This is a genomic window from Bartonella sp. bp_1 (assembly GCF_055808085.1).
Genome location: NZ_CM147851.1, coordinates 1,113,870 through 1,136,472 on the forward strand (window position 1 = coordinate 1,113,870; position 22,603 = coordinate 1,136,472).

Below are 22,603 nucleotides of genomic sequence, written 5' to 3' on the forward strand. Positions count from 1 at the left end.
GTAAATTAATCCGGCTTTGCAATAAACAAGAATACGTATCATCTGAATTCAATATATGTGCCACACTTACAACTTATAATCTCTCCTCAGCAAGCGATGATAAAACTGTTGGAATCGCTTCAACCAGATCATCCGCTATTAGCCCCACCCCAACAGATCGGGCAGCCTCGGCATGAATATAAACGGCTTCTTTGGCCGCGATAGAAGCAGCTCTACCGGACGCAGACAATCCACCAACCAACCCAGACAATACATCACCGGAACCTGCTGTCGCCAGATAGGACGTGCCATTTGTGTTAATCGACGCTAATGAACCACAAGCAATAATCGTATCTGCCCCTTTATAGACCAATGTTGCACCGTTACATCTTCCTACCGCAGCCTTTGCCTTCTCAATACGGGAGAGAGAGGTTTTCGATAGATCGGGGAAAAGACGCAAAAATTCACCCTCATGCGGCGTTAAAACAACCTGAACCGCCGATTGCCGGATCGCTTCAAACAATTCATCCGTTCGTCCTTCAAAAGCGGTAAGGGCATCCGCATCAAGAACAAGGGATTGAATAATCTCTGTCTCCAGTATCGCCAAGACAAGCTCTCTAGCTTTCGCAGCATCGACAAAACCCGGACCAAGAATGACAACCCTGACCTTGCGCTTGCGCAAGAATTCTAGGGCATCGTCCGTTGTTTCATAGCCATGCAGCATGATTGAAGTGACATGCGCAGCATGAATTCGCAAAGCCTGTTTATCACCCAACAATGTTACAGCCCCCGCTCCTGCCCGCATTGCAGCCTGTGCAGCCAGACGCGATGCGCCAGTCATGAATTCCGGCCCTGAAAAAACGGCCACATGACCACGTTGGTATTTGTGAACATCATAATTGAGAATAGGCAATTGTGGCCGTATATTAAGCTTGGCATTACTATGGATCTGACGCAGAACATCTGGAGAAATACCGATATCGACAACATGGATTTCGCCACAATAATCACGCCCGGGATAAAGAACATGACCGGGCTTTAACCGGAAAAATGTTACTGTATGATCTGCCCGGAACGCACTTCCCTTTATTATGCCTGTTGCCCCTGAAACACCACTTGGTAAATCAACGGCAATAACACTTATATTCTGGCCTTCTCTATTATGATTATGATGGATTGCTTTAATCAGGTCACCAATGCACTCATCAAGCGCGCGATCAAGCCCTGCGCCGAAAAGCGCATCAATAACAAGATCATGTTCATCAACCTTGAACTGCTCAAACGGCCTGGTCTCTCCCTGCCAATTTTGAAAAGCTTGCGCTGCATCAGTTCCTGTTCTTGGCATTTTCAATTGATAGCACGTCACCATCACACAGGAACGACGTAAAATTTCAGCCGCAGCATAACCGTCTCCCCCATTATTGCCACCGCCACAAAGAACCGCAACACTCTGTGCAGACGCATAATGTTTCCAGACACAATCTGCCACACCATAGGCTGCCCGCTGCATGAGATCATAACCACTCAAACAGCCATTTTCGATCGTGTATCGATCAGCCTCTGCCATTTGTTCCGGTGACAGCAACCGCTCATCATGACCATTCACACGATAAAAATCCATCACAGCCTCAAAAACATTCAAAATGCCTAAAATTTAATCACGCCCAAATAAAATAGTTTCAAAAAACAAACAAAAACACAAGAAGCATATTTCTACCGAGCCAAAAACGCCGAATTTCCAGCATACTTTCAAACTGGCATGATTTATGCTTACATATGAGTAGGTGCGCTTTAACGCGCAGAGTTTAAACCATGGAGGCTGTTTTCATATGAAAAAGATCGAAGCCATCATCAAGCCGTTCAAACTTGATGAAGTCAAGGAAGCGCTGCAAGAAGTCGGCTTGCAAGGTATTACAGTTACCGAAGCCAAAGGTTTCGGGCGACAAAAAGGCCATACTGAACTTTATCGCGGTGCCGAATATGTTGTCGACTTCCTACCCAAGGTAAAAGTCGAAGTTGTTGTTGCCGATGAAACAGTCGAAGCCGCGATTGAGGCCATTCGGAAGGCCGCCCAGACAGGCCGCATAGGCGACGGTAAAATATTCGTATCGAATATTGAAGAAGTTATTCGTATCCGTACCGGAGAATCCGGTGTCGATGCCATTTAATCATCAAAGACAATCGGTCATTTAACAAGGAAAACATCATGACGACTGCAAGTGACATTATGAAACAAATCAAAGACAACGACATACGCTTCGTTGATCTTCGTTTTACCGACCCAAAAGGCAAATTACACCACGTCACAATGGATATAGCCGAAGTCAATGAGGACATGTTCGCAGATGGCGTCATGTTTGACGGCTCTTCCATTGCCGGCTGGAAAGCAATCAATGAATCCGACATGGTATTGATGCCTGATCCGGCAACCGCCCATATTGATCCCTTTTTTGCCCAGTCGACACTGGTCATCATGTGTGACATCCTTGACCCGATCTCCGGTGAATCTTATGAACGCGATCCGCGTTCCACAGCCAAAAAAGCCGAGGCCTATATGAAATCGCTCGGTCTTGGCGACACAGTCAACGTTGGTCCGGAAGCCGAATTCTTCATCTTTGATGATGTTCGTTTCAAAAATGAACCATACAACACAGGGTTCAAGCTTGACTCATCAGAATTGCCATCCAATGACGACACCGAATATGAAATGGGCAACCTCGCTCATCGCCCTCGCGTCAAAGGCGGTTACTTCCCTGTTCCTCCCATTGATTCATGTCAGGATATGCGTTCCGAAATGCTGACCGCCCTGACAGAAATGGGCGTACGCGTTGAAAAGCACCACCATGAAGTGGCAGCGGCCCAGCACGAACTTGGCATCCGCTTCGATACATTGGTGCGTGAAGCCGACAAGATGCAGATTTTTAAATATGTCGTCCATCAGACAGCCAACAGCTACGGCAAGACAGCAACCTTCATGCCGAAACCGATCTTTGGCGACAACGGCTCGGGTATGCATGTCCATATGTCGATCTGGAAAGACGGCAAGCCGACTTTTGCTGGCAATGAATATGCAGGCCTTTCTGAAACCTGTCTGTTCTTCATCGGCGGCATCATCAAACATGCCAAGGCCATTAACGCTTTCACCAACCCGTCAACCAACTCCTACAAACGTCTGGTTCCTGGTTATGAAGCACCGGTTCTATTAGCCTATTCTGCACGTAACCGTTCGGCATCGTGCCGTATTCCATTTGGTTCATCACCTAACTCCAAACGTGTTGAAGTCCGCTTCCCGGATCCGACTGCCAATCCTTATCTGGCTTTTGCAGCCATTTTGATGGCCGGTCTTGACGGTATCAAAAACAAAATCCATCCTGGTCCGGCAATGGATAAGGATCTTTATGATCTTCCGCCAAAAGAATTGAAAAAGATCCCGACTGTTTGCGGTTCTCTACGTGAAGCCCTACAGTCGCTGGACAAGGATCGTGCCTTCCTGAAAGCTGGCGATGTTTTTGCCGACGACCAGATTGATTCATTCATCGAATTGAAAATGCAAGAAGTCATGCGCTTTGAAATGACACCGCATCCTGTCGAATTCGACATGTATTATTCGGTATAATCAATAAAGGGGGCGTGTTTTGCCCCCTTTCCTTTTCTGTTTACACTGCGGACAACCGCTCTTTTCCATTTGCCTTTTATAAGTCTTGCGTTACAAGCTCCTATAGCGGGATTATATACCTGCCTCTACTTTTGCTTTTAACGAAAGCTCTTCTTGATGCTATTTTCTTTCCCGCATTGCAAAACGGCTTTGCTTCTGATCATAAGTTTCTTCATATCCATTTCGCCGCTTCATGCCCGACCACTTGATGATAATGACCTAAAGCAACTTGAAGAGACGAGCGAATCTTACAAAAACGCACTACAAAGCAAAAATATCAAAGTGCTTATGGATGCCTATCCACCACAAGCGATCAACGCACTAGCCAAAAAAGCCAATGTCACCCCAGACCAGATTCGCCAAGCTATCTATAATCAGCTGATCTTATTCGTTTCAAAAGCTGTTATTGAAAATATAGATATCAACCTTAAAGAAAAAAGTATCGGCAATCTCGACAATGGTGATCCTTATGCCCTATTGCCTTTTTCTGCCCGTGTTACCACGCCGGAAAAAGGCCGCATTGATGTCAAAAGTACCATCGTAGCCCTGAATATCAGCAATCGCTGGTATCTAGTTCGAGCCGATAACCAACAATTCTCTGCCATTATGAAAAGTGTTTTTCCAGGCTTTGAAAAAATCGTTGTCCCTGCACCACAAGCAGCGCCAGCAAAATCCAATAAATAAAACAAGAGGAATATAGTCAATGACTTTGATGAAGAAAACAACTCTCGCAGCTATGATCTTCGCGCTTGGCTGTTCAATCGCCCAAGCCCGTCCTGCCACAGAAGCAGAAGACAAAGCCCTAGCACAGACAGCTCAGGATATCGCCAGCTTGATGGATAAGGGTGAGATGCTCAAAGCCATCACACAAAGCATTCCGCCAAAAGCATTGACAAAATTTGCAGCTATGACAGGTAAAAGCGAAGACGAGTTCATGCAAATGATGAATCAGCAAGTTTCCGCCATGGCACAACAGGTCAAGATTTCAGAAACAAAATATGACCTCAGCCAGAAAAAAGCCGGCGAATTTGATAATGGTGATCCCTATTACATTATTCCAATCTCTCAAACCGGCGAAGCTTCTGGCAAAAAATTCAAAGTAGATACACAAGCCGTCGCCATTCTTGAAAATGGCACATGGTATCTGATCGGCAATCAAGGCGGCGGGCAAAAAGCAGCTCTAGAAGAAACTTATCCGGGTTTTGCCAAGATCAATCTGGCAGCGCCTGTTACAACACCGATCGAATAAGTAAAATAGCCCAAACTATTCATCCGCCCCCTTAAACAAGGGGGCGGATTTTTTGATACGATCAGGTCAAACCACTTTAATCACAACATCTACATTACCGCGCGTGGCATGTGAATAAGGGCATATTTCATTATGTGCTGTGTGAACGGCAAGCTCAGCCTGCTGTTTATCCAAACCCTCAAGATGAACCGTCAACTCGACAGCCAGCTGAAAGCCGCCGGCCTTACGTGGCCCAATCCCCACTTCCGCCTCGACATAACTGCCCTCGCCAACTGTAAAACCGGATTTTTGTGCTGCCAATCGGGCTGCTCCTTCAAAACAGGCCGCATAACCTGCAGCAAACAACGTTTCAGGATTAGCGCCGACACGACCATCGCCGCCCATTTCCTTCGGTACAACCAGTTGGAGATCAACAGTACCGTCTTGTGATCTTACATGACCATTACGACCACCTTCAACCTTGACTTTTGTTTTATAAATAACAGTTGGGGTCATCAAGAATCTCCTTAAAACAAGTGAACATGGATATTGTTATGCCTATTCCAAGATCATGCGCCGAAATCAACCCTACGTCAAAGCAAAGTTTGACCGATTACTTTTTTAAGAGACTGCTTCCAATACAGCGGCAGCCGCAATCATTTCTGCCTCACGATAACGGCGGCGTGCCATCGCCTCTTCGTCCTCACCCCAATGTTCAATCGTCCAATCTTCATCCAGATGGGCTATTTTCCATGCGTCATGAACACTGATAGTACCATCGGCCAAAGCAAGAGCCAGAAGGCCGGAGCCTGTCAAACTGGCCATTGTATGAATCGCGGCAAGACGAAAGGGAGACGTAATTTGCTGTATATGGGCACCTAGTGCACCGATTGCCTCGCGCGGCTGTTCGACATGCATAACCCCCTCACCTAAAATAAAGCGAGCACCAAAACGCGTCGCAGCCCAATCAATAATCGGATCCCACTGTTTGTTCTGACGTTCGACCAGCTCTTTGGGGCTATCGGCACGATAAAAAAGCATATCGCTAGCCACAAACCGCAACAAATCTTCTTTCACCGGTTGCATATCATCAATCATGCCATCAACAACTGTATTCACAAGCCGCGTAATGGGCATTTTTGACGGATCGATCACATCGACCTGTATCGTGAATTCATCAGCAACCAATTGCCCTAAAGCAGTATTCACCAGCTTCAGATCGCGGCGTGCCGGTGTTTTGACCGCCTGCCCATCCAAAAATACGCCAAAAGAATCATCCAGTTCACGCAGTTCAACCACCTCATAAAACTTTTTAGGCAGTTTTGTGCGAGCGTGTTCACGCGCCTTACTCAAGGCATCACGTTCTTCGCCACCATCATCAAGGTCTTGCAAAATATCACGCATGATTTTTCTGTTCCAAATATTGAAGTAAATCCATGGGCCGTTCAAGAACGTCAAGCGCACCGGCATTTCTCAGAGCATCAGCCGAATGATAGCCCCACATAACCCCGATCGGTTTTGCCTTTGCAGCCTTTGCCATTTCCATATCATAAATTGAATCACCAACAACCCATGTTCGTTCCGGATCAATGCCAGTTTGGATACAACATTCAAGCACCATAGCCGGATGGGGTTTGGAAGGACAATCATCTGCCGTACGCACAACAACAAAACAGTCAAGACCATGCTCTTTCGAGATAACCTCGACCCCGCGACGTGATTTTCCAGTCACAACACCTAACAGGATATGATCGTTCACGGATAATATATCAATAAGCTCTTGAATGCCGGTATAAAGCTTTTCTTTGATTTCATTGCGTGTACGCAATGCATGATAAGTTTGCTTATAACAAACGACCATTGCTTGAACTTCTTTATCAACCGGCTTTTGCAACAAAACCGCAATGGCCTTATCAAGCGACAAGCCGATAATCGCACGAGTTGCTTCAAAGCTTGGCAGCGAATAATCAAATGACCGAAAAGTTTCTTCCATACAGCGCTGTATAAAAACTGCGCTATCAACCAGCGTACCATCGCAATCGAAAAGAACCAGTTGCAGCTCCTTCTGCATCTCAGTCTTCGTCACCATCCACCTCGTCAAAGGCCAAAAGATTGAAACTCTGTACCATATGGGGTGGAAGCGGCGCCGTTACATCAATCATACCACCGGATGGATTGGGAATACGAATACGCCGCGCATGCAGATGCAGCCGGTTCTGTATGCCTCCGGGCATATCCCAATTAGTATCAGCAAAAAAATATTTCGGGTCACCGATGATCGGGTGGTCAATAAAAGCCGCATGAACACGCAACTGGTGTGTACGTCCCGTGTAAGGCTCCATCTCCAACCATGACAATGTACGACCAGCCGTATCAATCACACGGTAATGCGAAACAGCATGATCAGAATCTGGTTCACCATGTTCACATACACGCATCTTATCACCATCCGGTGTTGATTCCTTGACCAGCCACGTTGATATCTTATCCTGTTTTTTCTTCGGCACCCCACGAACCAATGCCCAATAAGTCTTTTTTGTTTCCCGTGCACGGAAAGCCGCCGTCAAGGCTTGTGCCGCCCCTCTTGTACGTGCAATCACCAAAACACCTGAGGTATCACGATCAAGACGATGCACAAGACGTGGCTTTTCACCCTTTTTGTTTCGCCATGCCTCCAGCATGCCATCAACATGGCGCGAGACACCCGAACCGCCTTGCACGGCAAGCCCCGCCGGTTTATTCAAAACAAAAACCTTGGCATCCTCATAAATCAGCATCTGCTTTAATACATCGCCATCATCCTGAGAGCGCATTGTACGCGCCGTTAGCGGCACTTTCGACTTTTCATCAACTCCCAAAGGCGGAATACGCATCAACTGCCCGACTTCCAGGCGCGTATCGGATTTGGCACGTTTGCCATCGACACGAATCTGTCCTGAACGCAGAAGCTTTTGTAAATGCCCGAATCCCAACCCCGGATAATGCACCTTGAACCAGCGGTCTAAACGCATACCATTTTCATCATTTTCGATTTTTTTTTGCTCAACGCCAGCCATATTCTTTTTCCTTTGGGCGCTGTTTACCACTAAGAGAAAGCAATTACGAGATTGTTTATCACAAGACGTTACAATACGTATCCAAAATTGGTTTCTCACACCACAATTAACACACTAGCGCACATTATATTAAGCCCTTGGTCGCTATAACGATAACGATCTTTGATGGAGAACAGCGTGACATTATTTGGAACCTACAAGCGGGCTATTTCATATCTTGAAAAAGAAAAAAATGCAGCTTTGCTAATTTGCGCCGCCAATATAGCGCTCGCCATCATCATGGTCTACATTCCAATGCTCTTTGGCGATATCATCAATATCCTCAAAGAAAAAGCACTGACGTTTTCCAATGTCATTCCACCCTTGATTGAATGGACCGCACTCGGCATTTTCAGTATTATCGCCACCGTTCTGGTTGCGCGCGGGGCAGACCGGCTCGCCCATCGGCGCAAACTGGGCGTATTGCGTGAATCCTATGAGCGTATCATCACGATGCCGCTGGCATGGCACCAACAACGAGGCACATCCAATGCACTACATACAATGTTACGTGCAACAGATGCCATGTTTACCATGTGGCTTGAATTCATGCGCCAGCATCTGGTGATGATTGTCCAGCTTGTCATCATGCTCGTTGTTGCAGTCAAGATGGATTATCGCCTGTCGGCTGTTCTCGTTTCACTGGGCATCATTTATATCATGATCGCCCGTCTGGTGATGCAAAAAACAAAAGACGGTCAATCCGCCGTTGAGAAATATCATCATACACTTTTCGAGCATGTAAGCGACTCCATCTCCAATGTGTCGGTCGTTCAAAGCTATAACCGCATTGATCTTGAAACCGAAACATTGGCCCAAAACAGTAAAAATGTGCTCACGGCACAATATCCTGTCCTTAACTGGTGGGCGTTAGCTTCTGGTCTCAACCGTATGGCCTCGACCATCACCATGATTCTGGTTATTGCACTCGGCTCCTATCTGGTGACCAAAGGACAGATTAAAATCGGTAGTGTGGTAACTTTTGTTTTTTTTGCCCAGATGATGATTGGCCAGCTTGACCAGATCAGTAATTTTGTCAATCTGATCGGTTCCAATCGTGCCAAGCTTGATGAGTTCTACGAAATGATGGATTCCACCATTGATGCACAGGAGCCCAAAGACCTGCCTTCGCTGGAAAATGTCAAAGGCGAAATCCGCTTCGATCATGTTACCCATGAATTCGCCAATAGCGGTGTTGGCATTTATGATATCAGCTTCAAGATCAAACCGGGCCAGACCATTGCCATTGTCGGACCTACAGGCGCTGGTAAAACAACGCTGATCAATCTGCTGCAGCGTGTCTATGATCCGGCCATTGGTCAAATCAAAATTGACGGTATCGATACAAGAAGCGTCAATCGTGCGTCTCTGCGCAATGCCATGGCAACAGTCTTTCAAGACGCAGGCCTATTTAATCGCTCCATTCGAGAAAATATTGCTGTTGGGCGGCGCGATGCCAGCGAATCCGAGCTCCATGAAGCTGCAAAAGCTGCTGCTGCCGATGATTTTATTCAGGCAAAAAGTAATGGCTATGATACTGGCGTTGGTGAGCGCGGCTCGCTTTTATCGGGTGGGGAACGCCAGCGCTTGGCCATTGCCCGTGCCGTATTGAAGAATGCACCTATTCTAGTGCTAGACGAAGCAACAAGCGCGCTTGATGTTGAAACTGAAGCCCGCGTCAAAGAAGCTATTGATACGGTGAGCCATAATCGCACAACAATCATTATTGCACATCGCCTTTCAACCGTGCGGAATGCCGATCTGGTACTGTTTATGGATCGCGGTCGCCTGATTGAAAAAGGAAGCTTTGACAAGCTTGCCCGCAAGAAAGGCCGTTTTGCCGCACTGCTTAAAGCTGGAGGTCTAACCATTGATGAGACGCCAGAAGAAAAAAGTGTACAAAAAACACCCAATAATGTTGTTCCGCTTCCGCTAAAAAAGCGTTTGATTGATCGGCAATAGCCACGACAAAAAAGGCGTGTCAAAGACACGCCTTTTATTCAATCTATATTTTTATCTTATAAAGCCTGCCGTATAGCTTGAATAGCGGCTTCAGCCTTATCCCCATCAGGGCCACCGGCCTGGGCCATATCGGGACGTCCACCACCGCCCTGCCCGCCAAGCGCATTCGAAGCAATGCGAACCAGATCCACGGCGCTATATTTTCCAACCAGATCATCGGTCACACCGACAACAGCACTGGCCTTTCCATCTTCGGCTACCCCGATAAAGGCAACGACACCGGATTTCACACGGTTTTTGCCTTCATCTGTCAATGGCTTGAGATCTCTCGGACTAACACCGCTAACAACACGCCCCATAAAGGCAACGCCATTGATCTGTTCAATATCGTTCCCTCCCTTTTGGTCGGAACCGTCACCACTCAGTGCCAGCTGCTTGCGTGCATCATTCAGCTCTTTTTCCAATTTGCGACGTTCATCCATCAAGATACGCACACGCTCTACTGCATCTTGCGACGTGGTTTTCAGACTTGATGCAATATCATGAACACGTGCATCCTGCATGGCAAGATATTGGCGTGCCGCCATACCTGTAAGCGCCTCAATACGGCGAACACCGGCGGCTACTGCACTTTCCGAGACAATACGAATAAGACCGATATCGCCGGTACGACGCACGTGTGTACCGCCGCAAAGCTCGACCGACCATGCACGATTTTGTTGTTCATGCCCATCCAATTGATGTCCCATCGAGACAACACGCACTTCATCACCATATTTTTCACCAAAAAGCGCCATTGCGCCTTCTGCAATAGCATCATCAACCGCCATCAAGCGGGTTGTGACCTTGGTATTTTGCAAAACAATCTCATTTGCCAGATCTTCAATGATCTTGAGCTCATCTCCCGAAATCGGCTTAGGATGGGAAAAATCAAATCGCAAACGATCTGGTGATACAAGCGATCCCTTCTGCGCCACATGGGATCCTAATGTTTCACGCAGGGCCTCATGTAATAAATGGGTTGCCGAGTGATTGGCACGAATTTTACTTCGCCGCTTATGATCGACAAAAAGGATCGCCTGATTAGCAACAGCAATCTTGCCTTTGACGACTTTACCAATATGGATAAATACGCCATCCGCTTTTTTCTGGGTGTCTTCAACCTCGAAAGCAAAACCATCGCCTTCAATACGACCCGTATCACCAAGCTGGCCACCTGATTCACCATAAAAAGGTGTCTGGTTTAAAACCAACATAGCCTGCTGTCCCTCGCCAATATTATCCACCATCTTGCCATTATGGACAATCGCGGTGACAACAGCTTCAGCTTTTTCAGTCTCATAGCCCAAAAATTCGGTAGCACCCGTTTTTTCACGGACAGCAAACCAGATGGCTTCAGTTGCCGCCTCCCCCGATCCCGACCAGTTGGCACGGGCTTCGGCTTTCTGGCGTTCCATAGCCTTGCTAAAAGAATCTGTATCGACACCGATATTACGACGACGTAAGGCATCCTGCGTAAGATCAAGCGGAAAACCATAAGTATCATAGAGTTTGAAAGCGACTTCACCATCTAGCTGATCGCCATCTCTCAATTTATCCGTGGCTTCATTGAGAAGCCCCAGACCACGTTCCAAGGTTTTACGAAAACGCGTCTCTTCTAATTTCAATGTTTCAGAAATCAGAGATTCAGCACGTAAAAGTTCAGGATAAGCCTGCCCCATTTCGCGCACCAATGTCGGCAGAAGACGATACATCAACGGATCTTTTGCCCCAAGAAGCTGGGCATGACGCATGGCACGACGCATAATACGGCGCAAGACATAGCCGCGTCCTTCATTGGACGGCAACACCCCATCGGCAATCAAAAACGCAGATGAACGCAAATGGTCAGCAATCACACGATGACTGGCTGTAAAATCACCCTCAGCCTTGATACCGGTTGCGTCTTCTGAAGCCCTGATCAATGTTTTAAACAGATCGATGTCATAATTATCATGAACACCTTGTAAAACAGCTGCGACACGCTCCAATCCCATACCCGTATCAATAGAAGGCTTGGGTAAATCAACACGCTCTTCCTTTGTAACCTGTTCATATTGCATAAAAACAAGGTTCCAAATTTCAATGAAGCGATCGCCATCCTCATCCGCACTTCCCGGTGGTCCGCCCCAGATCTTGTCACCATGATCATAAAATATTTCAGAACATGGACCGCAAGGCCCCGTATCACCCATTGCCCAAAAATTATCGTTCGTTGTAATGCGGATAATTTTTTCATCACTAAGACCGGCAATCTTCTTCCAAAGCAATGCCGCATCATCATCCGTATGATAGACGGTAACAAGAAGCTTTTCCTTCGGAAGGGCAAATTCCTTGGTCAAAAGGTTCCAAGCCAAAGAGATCGCTTCTTCCTTGAAATAATCCCCGAAGGAAAAATTACCAAGCATCTCAAAAAAAGTATGATGACGAGCCGTATAACCTACATTATCCAGATCATTATGCTTACCACCTGCACGAACGCATTTTTGCGACGTTGTTGCACGGCTATAAGGTCGTTGCTCAAAACCGGTAAAGACATTCTTGAACTGTACCATACCCGCATTGGTAAACATCAATGTCGGATCATTACGCGGCACCAATGGACTTGAAGATACGACTTCATGACCATTGCGATTAAAATAATCAAGAAATGTCGAGCGAATATCATTAACGCTATTCATAAAAACACCTGTATAACGCCCGTAAGCAATCAAAACAATCAGAGCTATAGAGCAATAAACTGACATAGCTCAACTTAATTCCCTGCTGCTTTTAGAGCATTTCCAGCGTTGAGGAAACCGTTTTTCACTCCATATCCGGAAAACTTTCTATGCAACCAGACAAGAGAAAACCCCGCCGACCAAAAGGCCAACGGGGTATAAAACGGTACGCAATACACACACCTTAAAACAGGTGCTTACACCGCTTCACTCTCTTCAATATCAGAATTTTGTGCATCAGGACCACCATTTTCAAGTAATTCCGATGCAATCAAACCTGCATTCTGGCGCAATGCTGTTTCGATTTCCTCAGCAATTTCAGGGTTTTCACGTAAGAACGTTTTGGCATTTTCACGTCCCTGCCCCATACGCTGTGAATTATAAGAGAACCAAGCACCCGATTTTTCAACAACGCCGGCTTTAACACCGAGATCGACCAATTCACCCAGCTTTGAAATGCCTTCACCATACATGATGTCAAATTCGACCTGCTTGAAGGGAGGCGCCAACTTGTTTTTAACAACCTTCACGCGGGTCTGGTTACCAATAACCTCATCACGCTCTTTCAAAGCACCGATACGACGGATATCAAGACGGACAGACGCATAAAACTTCAACGCATTACCACCCGTTGTCGTTTCTGGCGAACCAAACATAACACCGATTTTCATACGAATCTGGTTGATAAAAATAACCATACAATTTGAACGTGAAATTGAAGCCGTTAGTTTACGCAGAGCCTGACTCATCAAACGAGCCTGAAGACCGGGGAGTGAATCACCCATTTCGCCCTCAATTTCAGCACGTGGCGTTAAAGCGGCAACAGAATCCACCACGAGAACATCAATAGCGCCCGAACGTACTAATGTATCGGTAATTTCCAAGGCTTGCTCGCCGGTATCCGGCTGCGAAATCAGCAGGTTTTCAAGATCAACGCCAAGTTTGCGAGCATAAACCGGATCAAGAGCGTGTTCAGCATCAACAAAAGCACAAATGCCGCCACGTTTTTGGGCCTCAGCAATTGTATGCAGCGCCAATGTCGTTTTACCTGAACTTTCCGGTCCGTAGATTTCGACAATACGTCCCTTTGGCAAACCACCAACACCCAAAGCAATATCCAGAGACAAGGAACCGGTTGGTACAGTTTCAATTTCTACAACCTTGTCATTCTGGCCAAGACGCATGATCGAGCCTTTACCAAAAGAACGTTCAATCTGCGAAAGTGCCGCGTCCAAAGCCTTTGATTTATCCACTGAATTATCCTCAACCAGCCGTAATGAATTTTGCGCCATTTTAACTACCCTCTTGTCCTATGAGAAGCCTTAAGCCTGTATTGCCACAATCTTCTTGTACCTCTTTTGTTCTCATTTTGCAACATGGCTATACTGTTGATTTTAAATGATATTTAAATTTTGTTCTTTTAATGTTCTATTTACGTTTTAATATTTTTTGGTTTTTGATAAAAAAAACCGCCCCGAAAGGCGGTTTCATCATGCCATCATAGCAATCGGATAGAATCAGTAACCACCCTGACGCAAAGGAGCAATCTGGATTTCAACACGACGATTCTGTGCGCGACCTTCCGCAGTTGCATTGGAGGCAATCGGGTTTGACGGGCCGTAACCGACAACAGAAAGACGCCGACCATCAATACCCTGATTATTGAGGTAATTGGCAACAGATAAAGCACGGCGTTGTGAGAGATCCTGATTATACTGCAAGCTGCCGGTCGAATCGGTATAACCATTTACATCAACCAATGACTGGTTATATTTTTTTAAAACAAGGCCGACAGAATTTAACACCGGATAGAACTGCGATTTTACCGCATCCTGATCGGTATTGAATGTTACATTGCCTGGCATATTAAGAATGATATAGTCGCCATTACGGGTAACAGACACACCGGTTCCCTGAAGCTGCGCTCTAAGCTCCGCTTCCTGGCGATCCATATAATTACCAATCAAACCACCACCCAAAGCGCCAACCCCAGCACCGATCAGTACAGCATTACGCTGTGCACGGCTGGAGCCACCAACAAATAGTCCACCTAAAGCACCAGCGGCGGCACCCAAAGCTGCACCACCGGCTGTTTTGGATATATGCTGTTCACCCGTATAAGGATCGGTCGTCATGCAAGCAGACAAAAACGTACCCGCCAAGCAAAGGATTGTTATTTTCTTCAGCATTTTGTTTCTCCAGTTTTTATCAGCCTGTCGCCCGATATTCCGATAAAGATAAAGTATGGCCAAAAAAGGTAATCACTGTTCGATTTAAAACCTTAAAAGATTCTTGCGCAAATAAAATCTATTTTTTTTGCTGTCTTTCCGTACGTAGGCGATTCCACCACTCAAGTCTCTTGTTGATTTCTCGCTCAAATCCACGATCCGGCGGACGATAAAAATGCTGCCGCCCTAATTTTTCAGGAAAATAATCCTGTCCTGAAAAAGCATCAGGTTCATCGTGATCATAAAGATAGCCGACATTATAACCTTCATTTTTCATCAATTTGGTTGGTGCATTCAGGATATGTTTAGGAGGCAACAATGAGCCATTTTCACGCGCTACACGCATAGCCGTATTAAAGGCGACATAAGCAGCATTTGATTTGGGCGCAGTGGCCAGATAGATGCATGCCTGTGCCAACGCCAGTTCGCCCTCAGGCGATCCCAGATAATCATAAGCATCTTTGGCTGCATTACATATGGCAAGCGCATTCGGATCGGCAAGACCGATATCCTCAACCGCCATGCGCACAAGACGTCGGCCAATATAAAGTGGATCCTCACCCGCATCAAACATACGGGCCAGATAATAAAGGGCAGCATCCGGGTCGGAACCACGAACCGATTTATGCAATGCAGAAATAAGATTGTAATGCCCATCCTGTCCCTTGTCGTAAACAGGCGCCCGTCGCTGCACAATATTTTGCAGACTTTTAACGTCAAAGACCTCGTCCTTACGAGCAGCCCGCCAAACTTCTTCAGCCAATGTCAAAACCGCACGCGCATCACCATCAGCCATCTGTACCAAAAGCGCGCGTGCATCATCATCAAGCGGCAATCTTTTCTCTTCAACCGCTTCTGCTCTCTCCAATAAAACAAACAAACTACCATCATCATGCGGTTTGAATGTCAAAACCCGTGCCCGCGACAACAAAGCGGCGTTGAGTTCAAAAGAAGGATTTTCTGTTGTCGCGCCGACAAGAATGACAGTGCCATCCTCCATCACAGGCAGGAAGCTGTCTTGTTGGGCACGGTTAAACCGATGTATCTCATCCACAAACAGCAAGGTCTGGCGGCCAGACATGCGCCTTGCCCGCGCCCCCTCAAAAACCCGTTTGAGATCAGCAACACCGGTAAAAATCGCCGAAATCTGCTCAAAAGCCAGATCGGTTTCATTCGCCAGCAATCGAGCCACTGTTGTCTTGCCAGTACCGGGAGGCCCCCAGAAAACCATGGAGCCTAATGACCCTGCATCAATCATGCGTCGAAGCACACCTTCAGGTCCTGTCAGATGTTCCTGCCCCGTAACTTCATCAAGATGGACCGGGCGCAGACGATCCGCCAGAGGACGGTTGCGGTCGACTTTCGGATCAAGTGAAGTTGCGAATAGATCGTTGCTCATATCACCTCAGCGAACAAATTGCTGGATGAGAACACCGCCACGTTCAAATTCAAGTTTCCATATGCGCGGTGTGCCAGCAGCAAGAACCTTCTTCAGATCATTGATTGTCGTAATCTCGATACCGTTGACTGCCCGCAATATATCACCATAATTGAAAAGCCCTGCAGCATTGCTGCCACGCTTCACATCGCTGATCACCACACCTTTAGCCTGTGGTGCCTGACGAAAACGATGCGCATTTTGTGGTGTCAAATTGGTAACCTCCGCACCGGCAAAAGGCGAATCACCACCGATACGCTCAGGGCTTCCCATCTGCTCTTGCGGCACAGCAACCAACTGCAACCGGGCCTTTGCTTGCTTGCCGTCACGCATATAATCTATATCCAATACGTGACCAATACCGGTTGTCATTAGTCTATATCCTAAACCATCAGGGTTATCGACACGCGTTCCTTGTGCACCGACAATAAGATCACCGACTTTAAGACCGGCTTTATCTGCCGGACTATCCTTGATAATATCGGTAATCAACGCACCATAAGGCTGTCCCAGCCCCAACCCTTCGGCAACATCGGCTGTCACGGTCTGGAAAGTCGCCCCAACAAAAGGCGGCTCAAATATTTTATCACCACGTTTAACAGCGTCAACGACAGCACGAACCAGATTAGCCGGAATGGCGAAACCGATCCCGACAGAACCACCGGAACGCGAATAAATAGCCGTATTGATGCCAATCAGCTCGCCCTTCATATCAATCAAGGCGCCACCAGAATTACCAGGATTAATAGCCGCATCTGTCTGGATAAAAAAATCAAAATCTGAAATACCGACACGGGTGCGAGCCTGCGCAGAAACAATACCACTGGTGACAGTCTGCCCTACTCCAAAAGGATTACCGATAGCCAAGACCAGATCGCCAACTTCTACAGCATCAGAATCACCAAGCGACAGTACAGGAAACTTCTCTCCCTTGGTATCAATCTTCAAAATAGCAATATCGGTTGCCTCATCTTTCAACATGACCGTGCTTTCAAACTCACGGCCATCAGAAAGCGCAACCTTAATCTCATCCGCATCACGGATAACATGATAATTGGTTACAATTAACCCGTCTGCATCGACAATCACACCAGAACCAAGCGAAGATTGAACACGCGAGGGACGATTAGGGGAAGAACGTCCAAAAAACTGCTCAAAAAACGGATCACCAGCAAAAGGTGAACGCACCTGCACCTGACGAGCGGCGTATACATTGACGACAGAAGGTGTTGTCCGCTTGACCAATGGCGAGAAAGAAAGTTTGATTTGCGACTGGGAAGCCGGTATCTCAGCTGTATCTGCAGGATTACCTTGCGCAAAACCCATTCCTATTGTCATAAAGACCATGGACAAAGCATATATAAAAAATTTCATAACCGATTTCATCCAGAGCTCTCCATCATTACGGCAGATTAAAGCCATCTGTGGGATAAATAAACCCACATGCCACCTTGTTATCAGCTTTATAAAAGAAAACGGAAAATAAACGACTCCGCACTTCAAATTTACGTGCATAAAAAAACCCGCCAGAAAGGCGGGCTTTTTGATTTTTGAAAATCAACCGGTCTTATGCAGCATCAGCCTCTTTGGCTTCCGCTTCAACACGGGCACGATCGACTGCACCCTTTGCGTCAACGTCGCGATCAACAAATTCAACAACGGCCAGAGGCGCATTGTCACCAGTACGGAAACCGGCTTTCATGATGCGAATATAACCACCATTGCGTGTTGCATAACGTGTAGCCAATGTATCAAACAATTTGGCAACCAACTTTGCATCGCGGATCGCTGAAATTGCCTGACGACGGGCATGCAGATCACCACGCTTACCGAGGGTGACTAGTTTTTCAACAATAGGACGGATTTCCTTGGCCTTGGGCAGCGTCGTCACAATCTGCTCGTGATCGATAAGAGATGCGGCCATATTGGCGAACATCGCTTTACGATGACTAGCAGTGCGGTTCAGCTTGCGGCCTGATTTACCATGGCGCATGAGCTTGCTCCTTCAAATTCTCTTAGTATTGATCTTCGTAACGCTTAGCGAGATCATCAATATTTTCAGGCGGCCAAGCGGGGATTTCCATACCAAGATGGAGGCCCATGGATGCCAGAACTTCTTTGATTTCGTTCAGCGATTTGCGGCCGAAATTCGGAGTGCGCAGCATTTCCGATTCCGTTTTTTGGATAAGGTCGCCAATATAGACGATATTGTCGTTCTTGAGGCAATTGGCCGAACGGACAGAAAGCTCCAACTCGTCCACTTTCTTGAGCAATGCTGGATTGAAAGCCAATTCGGATACTTGTTCCGGCTGGGCTTCTTTCTGCGGCTCTTCAAAATTGACAAATACAGACAGCTGGTCCTGCAAAATGCGAGCAGCAAAAGCCACAGCATCTTCACCATTGACAGCGCCATTTGTTTCAATCGTCAATGTCAGTTTGTCATAATCAAGAACCTGACCTTCACGGGTGTTCTCAACCTTATAGGAAACCTTGCGAACCGGTGAATAAAGACTATCAACCGGAATAAGACCGATCGGAGCGTCTTCCGCACGATTACGTTCTGCCGGAACATAGCCCTTGCCATTATTGACAGTGAATTCCATACGGATCTCAGCGCCTTCATCAAGCGTGCAGATAACGTGCTCGGGATTCAAGATTTCAATATCGCCGACCGTTTGGATATCGCCAGCTGTAACAACGCCCGCGCCTTCCTTACGTACAACCATACGCTTAGGACCATCGCCTTCCATACGGATAGCAATTTCCTTAATATTAAGAATGATGTCGGTAACATCTTCACGAACGCCAGAAATCGACGAAAACTCGTGAAGGACACCATCAATTTGCACAGCCGTTACAGCAGCACCGCGCAATGACGAAAGCAGAACACGACGAAGCGCGTTACCCAATGTAAGACCAAAGCCGCGTTCCAAAGGCTCTGCAACAACGGAAATCTTGTTGCCACTGCCCTGAAATTCAACCTTGTTCGGTTTAATCAGTTCCTGCCAGTTTTTCTGAATCATATTCATATTCCTGTTCTTGACTTCTGCCACTATTCAACCGTGACAGTCAGCGTGAACGCCGGATAAATCCGGCAACTAAACAACGGTAAATTAGACGCGGCGTTTTTTGCGCGGACGGCAACCATTGTGCGGGATCGGAGTGACATCACGGATAGATGTAATCACAAAACCGGCGGCCTGAAGGGCACGAAGTGCAGATTCACGACCCGAGCCCGGTCCGCAAACTTCAACTTCCAATGAACGCATACCATGCTCTTGAGCCTTCTTGGCACAATCTTCTGCAGCAATCTGAGCGGCAAAAGGAGTTGACTTACGCGAACCCTTGAAACCTTGCGCACCAGCAGATGACCAAGCAATCGCATTACCTTGTGCATCGGTAATGGTAATCATGGTATTATTAAATGTCGAATTCACATGGGCAACGCCCGATGAGATGTTTTTACGTTCGCGACGGCGAACACGTGTGGCTTCTTTGGCCATTTTCATCCTTTCAATGATCTCTGCACCGCCGTAACACCAGCGGCTCCACCTATATCCGTATTGGTTTTCACCATAAGGCGTACGGGCGCCTGCCTTTTATAAAAGGCGAAACCCCGCCACAAAGCGGGGAATAGCTTATTTCTTCTTACCGGCGATTGCCTTAGCCGGACCTTTACGGGTACGAGCATTCGTATGAGTACGTTGACCACGCACCGGCAATGAACGGCGATGACGCAGACCGCGATAGCAGCCCAAATCCATCAAACGCTTGATATTCATTGCAACTTCACGACGCAGATCACCTTCAACCTGATAGTCACGGTCAATCGTTTCACGGATCTGAAGGACTTCTGCGTCCGACAGTTCGTTTACACGACGTTCAGCAGGAATACCGACCTTATCGACGATTTCCTGCGCAAATTTCTGTCCAATCCCGTGAATATACTGAAGCGCAATAACCACACGCTTGTTTGTCGGGATGTTGACGCCAGCGATACGAGCCACGCCTGTTCTCCTTAAATTTTAAAGTTACCCGCGACCGAATACTAAATTATATCCGGCAACACAAAACGACCGGTTCCGGTTAAAATACCGATGCCGATCATCTCATTGAAATGAATTGAAGGTGTCTTAGACGGATTTACCCGTAAAAGTCAACTCCCCTTCCCAGTCTTTCTGACCGTCTCTGCCCTATTTGAGCAAATTTTCAATAACCAATGTCACCTGAGCCACATCAAGCATACCGTCAACCTGCTTCAGCTGACCTGTCTTTGCATAAAAAGCCGAAAGTGGCGCCGTCTTTTCACGATATTCAATCAATCGCTTAGCAAAACTTTCAGGATTATCATCCGAACGCACTTTACCACCTGCAGCAATTGTTTCCTCAACACGCTTTTTCATGCGATCTATCAGTGCATTTTCATCAACAACAAGCTCAATGACACCGTCAAGCTCAGTGTTTTTCGATTTTAAAATATCTTGCAATGCTTCTGCCTGACCGACTGTACGCGGATAACCATCAAGGATAAAGCCATTGGCACAATCTGCTTCATCAATACGATCCGATACAATCTGGTTGACAATATCATCCGAAACAAGACCGCCATCATCCATGATAGCCTTGGCTTTCTTGCCAACTTCCGTCTGCGCAGCCACAGCTGCACGCAACATATCACCGGTTGAAAGCTGCGGAATAGCATATTTTTCCGTCAGAATTTTTGCCTGCGTGCCCTTACCTGCTCCGGGTGGCCCCAAAAGTATCAGTTTCATCGGCCTTTTCTTCCTCCACGAAGTTTCGACTTCTTGATCAAGCCTTCATATTGATGCGCAACAAGATGTCCTTGTACCTGCGCAATAGTATCTAGGGTTACCGTTACCACGATCAGCAATGATGTACCGCCCAATGTAAAAGGAATGACAGGGAAGATAGCACGGGCAAATTCAGGCAACAGACAGACAAGAATAATATAGATTGCACCGACCACGGTAATACGGGTCAAAACATAATCTATATATTCTGCGGTACGCTCACCCGGGCGGATACCCGGAATAAAGCCTGAATGTTTTTTCAACTGATCTGCCGTATCCTTTGGATTGAAGACAATCGCTGTATAGAAAAAGCAGAAAAATGCCATCAATGCTGCAAATACCACCATATAAAGCGGCTGGCCATGACTAAGCGAAAATGCAATCGACTGAAGCCATTGCGGCATATTGCTTGAAAAATTGGTAATCGTTGTCGGCAACATCAAAATAGATGAAGCAAAAATCGGCGGAATAACACCAGCAGTATTAAGCTTTAACGGCAAATGCGATGTATCGCCCTGAAACATCTTATTGCCCACCTGACGCTTGGGATATTGGATCAAAAGACGGCGCTGGGCACGTTCAATAAAGACCACGGCAGCAATGACCAAAACAATGATAATAAAAATCATAATCAATGCAAAGGCTGAAAGATCACCGTCATTGAAGGAACTGATCAGCTGCGCAAACCCTCTAGGAATTTCAGCCACAATACCAGCATAGATAATCAACGAAATACCATTACCGACACCACGAGAAGTAACCTGCTCCCCCAACCACATCAAGAACATCGTACCGCCGGTCAAAGTGATGATAGCCGATATCCGGAAAAACCAGCCCGGTTCCACAACAAGTTGATAAGGTGTTCCCATACCGCTTTCCAATGCAAACGCGATACCTCCAGCCTGGATAATCGCCAAAAGAACTGTACCATAGCGGGTATATTGATTAATAATCTTACGGCCGGATTCACCTTCTTTTTTCAATGCTTCAAGAGCTGGTACAACCGATGTCATCAACTGGACGATAATCGATGCCGAAATATAGGGCATGATTCCAAGTGCAAAAATCGCCATACGACCGACAGCACCACCAGCAAACGTATTGAACAGACCAAGCATACCATTAGCATGCTGCTGCACCATCATCTTCAAGGCTTCTGTGTTCGTGCCCGGCATAGGAATATAGGTTCCAAGACGGAAAACCAGCAAAGCGCCGATAGTAAACCAGATACGCTTTTTAAGTTCCGTCGCACGCCCGAAAGAACTGAAATTGAGATTGGATGCAAGTTGTTCTGCGGCTGATGCCATCAATTTTCTCCGTTTATCGACGCGTTTCGCGTCAACCTCTTAACGCTCAATATCCGCTACCTTCAAGAAAGGCAAAGGATATCATTCGTTTTCAAACAGATCATCGTAAAATTCTGTCGATTAAATACTATAAGTATAACA

The 22,603-nt window shown here is 46.7% G+C and carries 21 protein-coding genes; 5 read left to right on the top strand and 16 right to left on the bottom strand.

What is annotated here, in order from left to right; translation table 11 throughout:
- Nucleotides 1-73: 73 nt before the first annotated feature.
- Nucleotides 74-1,600, bottom strand: coding sequence for an NAD(P)H-hydrate dehydratase (locus ACYZ97_RS05470; RefSeq protein WP_473300459.1), 1,527 nt, complete (start codon nt 1,598-1,600; stop codon nt 74-76).
- A gap of 208 nt (nt 1,601-1,808) precedes the next feature.
- Between ACYZ97_RS05470 and ACYZ97_RS05475 the strand changes: the two genes are divergently transcribed.
- The 4 genes from ACYZ97_RS05475 (at nt 1,809) to ACYZ97_RS05490 (ending at nt 4,883) form a co-directional block, all read left to right on the top strand.
- Complete coding sequence (locus ACYZ97_RS05475) at nt 1,809-2,147, top strand: P-II family nitrogen regulator (RefSeq protein ID WP_473300460.1); 339 nt, start codon at nt 1,809-1,811, stop codon at nt 2,145-2,147.
- A 38-nt stretch (nt 2,148-2,185) separates the two neighbouring features.
- Nucleotides 2,186-3,595, top strand: coding sequence for a type I glutamate--ammonia ligase (glnA, locus tag ACYZ97_RS05480; RefSeq protein ID WP_473300461.1), 1,410 nt, complete (start codon nt 2,186-2,188; stop codon nt 3,593-3,595).
- A gap of 156 nt (nt 3,596-3,751) precedes the next feature.
- Nucleotides 3,752-4,318 carry a hypothetical protein gene (locus ACYZ97_RS05485; protein WP_473300462.1) on the top strand — a complete coding sequence of 189 codons (567 nt, stop codon included), beginning with the start codon at nt 3,752-3,754 and terminating at the stop codon, nt 4,316-4,318.
- Nucleotides 4,319-4,337: 19 nt separating this feature from the next.
- Nucleotides 4,338-4,883: a hypothetical protein gene (locus tag ACYZ97_RS05490; RefSeq protein ID WP_473300463.1), complete on the top strand. Its 546-nt coding sequence runs from the start codon at nt 4,338-4,340 to the stop codon at nt 4,881-4,883.
- 66 nt (nt 4,884-4,949) lie between these two features.
- Here ACYZ97_RS05490 and ACYZ97_RS05495 read toward each other — a convergent pair whose 3' ends face one another.
- From ACYZ97_RS05495 to ACYZ97_RS05510, 4 genes are all read right to left on the bottom strand, one after another.
- The gene (locus ACYZ97_RS05495) at nt 4,950-5,378 is read right to left on the bottom strand and encodes an organic hydroperoxide resistance protein (protein WP_473300464.1); all 429 of its coding nucleotides are present in this window, start codon (nt 5,376-5,378) and stop codon (nt 4,950-4,952) included.
- 105 nt (nt 5,379-5,483) lie between these two features.
- Nucleotides 5,484-6,266: an ATP12 family chaperone protein gene (locus tag ACYZ97_RS05500; RefSeq protein ID WP_473300465.1), complete on the bottom strand. Its 783-nt coding sequence runs from the start codon at nt 6,264-6,266 to the stop codon at nt 5,484-5,486.
- Complete coding sequence (locus ACYZ97_RS05505; RefSeq protein WP_473300644.1) at nt 6,259-6,921, bottom strand: HAD-IA family hydrolase; 663 nt, start codon at nt 6,919-6,921, stop codon at nt 6,259-6,261. The genes ACYZ97_RS05500 and ACYZ97_RS05505 overlap by 8 nt, the downstream gene beginning before the upstream one ends.
- A gap of 13 nt (nt 6,922-6,934) precedes the next feature.
- The gene (locus tag ACYZ97_RS05510; protein WP_473300466.1) at nt 6,935-7,918 is read right to left on the bottom strand and encodes an RluA family pseudouridine synthase; all 984 of its coding nucleotides are present in this window, start codon (nt 7,916-7,918) and stop codon (nt 6,935-6,937) included.
- A gap of 177 nt (nt 7,919-8,095) precedes the next feature.
- Between ACYZ97_RS05510 and ACYZ97_RS05515 the strand changes: the two genes are divergently transcribed.
- Complete coding sequence (locus ACYZ97_RS05515; RefSeq protein ID WP_473300467.1) at nt 8,096-9,919, top strand: glucan ABC transporter ATP-binding protein/ permease; 1,824 nt, start codon at nt 8,096-8,098, stop codon at nt 9,917-9,919.
- A 56-nt stretch (nt 9,920-9,975) separates the two neighbouring features.
- Here the strand turns inward: ACYZ97_RS05515 and alaS are convergent, their stop codons facing one another.
- The 11 genes from alaS to secY all read right to left on the bottom strand — a co-directional run bounded on the left by alaS (nt 9,976) and on the right by secY (nt 22,462).
- Nucleotides 9,976-12,639 (bottom strand): alanine--tRNA ligase, encoded by a 2,664-nt coding sequence (gene alaS / locus ACYZ97_RS05520; protein ID WP_473300468.1) that lies wholly within the window; start codon nt 12,637-12,639, stop codon nt 9,976-9,978.
- A 236-nt stretch (nt 12,640-12,875) separates the two neighbouring features.
- On the bottom strand, nt 12,876-13,970 hold the full coding sequence (gene recA, locus ACYZ97_RS05525; protein WP_473300469.1) for a recombinase RecA: 1,095 nt from the start codon (nt 13,968-13,970) through the stop codon (nt 12,876-12,878).
- A gap of 225 nt (nt 13,971-14,195) precedes the next feature.
- Complete coding sequence (locus tag ACYZ97_RS05530) at nt 14,196-14,867, bottom strand: YiaD family glycine zipper/OmpA-like lipoprotein (RefSeq protein WP_473300470.1); 672 nt, start codon at nt 14,865-14,867, stop codon at nt 14,196-14,198.
- A gap of 118 nt (nt 14,868-14,985) precedes the next feature.
- On the bottom strand, nt 14,986-16,305 hold the full coding sequence (locus tag ACYZ97_RS05535; protein WP_473300471.1) for a replication-associated recombination protein A: 1,320 nt from the start codon (nt 16,303-16,305) through the stop codon (nt 14,986-14,988).
- Between the two features lie 6 nt (nt 16,306-16,311).
- Complete coding sequence (locus ACYZ97_RS05540; protein WP_473300645.1) at nt 16,312-17,670, bottom strand: DegQ family serine endoprotease; 1,359 nt, start codon at nt 17,668-17,670, stop codon at nt 16,312-16,314.
- 241 nt (nt 17,671-17,911) lie between these two features.
- Nucleotides 17,912-18,337, bottom strand: a complete 426-nt coding sequence (gene rplQ / locus ACYZ97_RS05545; protein WP_473300472.1) for a 50S ribosomal protein L17 — start codon at nt 18,335-18,337, stop codon at nt 17,912-17,914.
- A 22-nt stretch (nt 18,338-18,359) separates the two neighbouring features.
- The gene (locus tag ACYZ97_RS05550; protein WP_473300473.1) at nt 18,360-19,367 is read right to left on the bottom strand and encodes a DNA-directed RNA polymerase subunit alpha; all 1,008 of its coding nucleotides are present in this window, start codon (nt 19,365-19,367) and stop codon (nt 18,360-18,362) included.
- 90 nt (nt 19,368-19,457) lie between these two features.
- Complete coding sequence (gene rpsK, locus ACYZ97_RS05555) at nt 19,458-19,847, bottom strand: 30S ribosomal protein S11 (protein WP_002964339.1); 390 nt, start codon at nt 19,845-19,847, stop codon at nt 19,458-19,460.
- A 135-nt stretch (nt 19,848-19,982) separates the two neighbouring features.
- Nucleotides 19,983-20,351, bottom strand: coding sequence for a 30S ribosomal protein S13 (rpsM, locus tag ACYZ97_RS05560; protein WP_473300474.1), 369 nt, complete (start codon nt 20,349-20,351; stop codon nt 19,983-19,985).
- A gap of 186 nt (nt 20,352-20,537) precedes the next feature.
- On the bottom strand, nt 20,538-21,116 hold the full coding sequence (locus ACYZ97_RS05565) for an adenylate kinase (protein ID WP_473300475.1): 579 nt from the start codon (nt 21,114-21,116) through the stop codon (nt 20,538-20,540).
- Nucleotides 21,113-22,462 carry a preprotein translocase subunit SecY gene (gene secY, locus ACYZ97_RS05570; protein ID WP_473300476.1) on the bottom strand — a complete coding sequence of 450 codons (1,350 nt, stop codon included), beginning with the start codon at nt 22,460-22,462 and terminating at the stop codon, nt 21,113-21,115. The genes ACYZ97_RS05565 and secY overlap by 4 nt, the downstream gene beginning before the upstream one ends.
- Between the last annotated feature and the right edge of the window lie 141 nt (nt 22,463-22,603).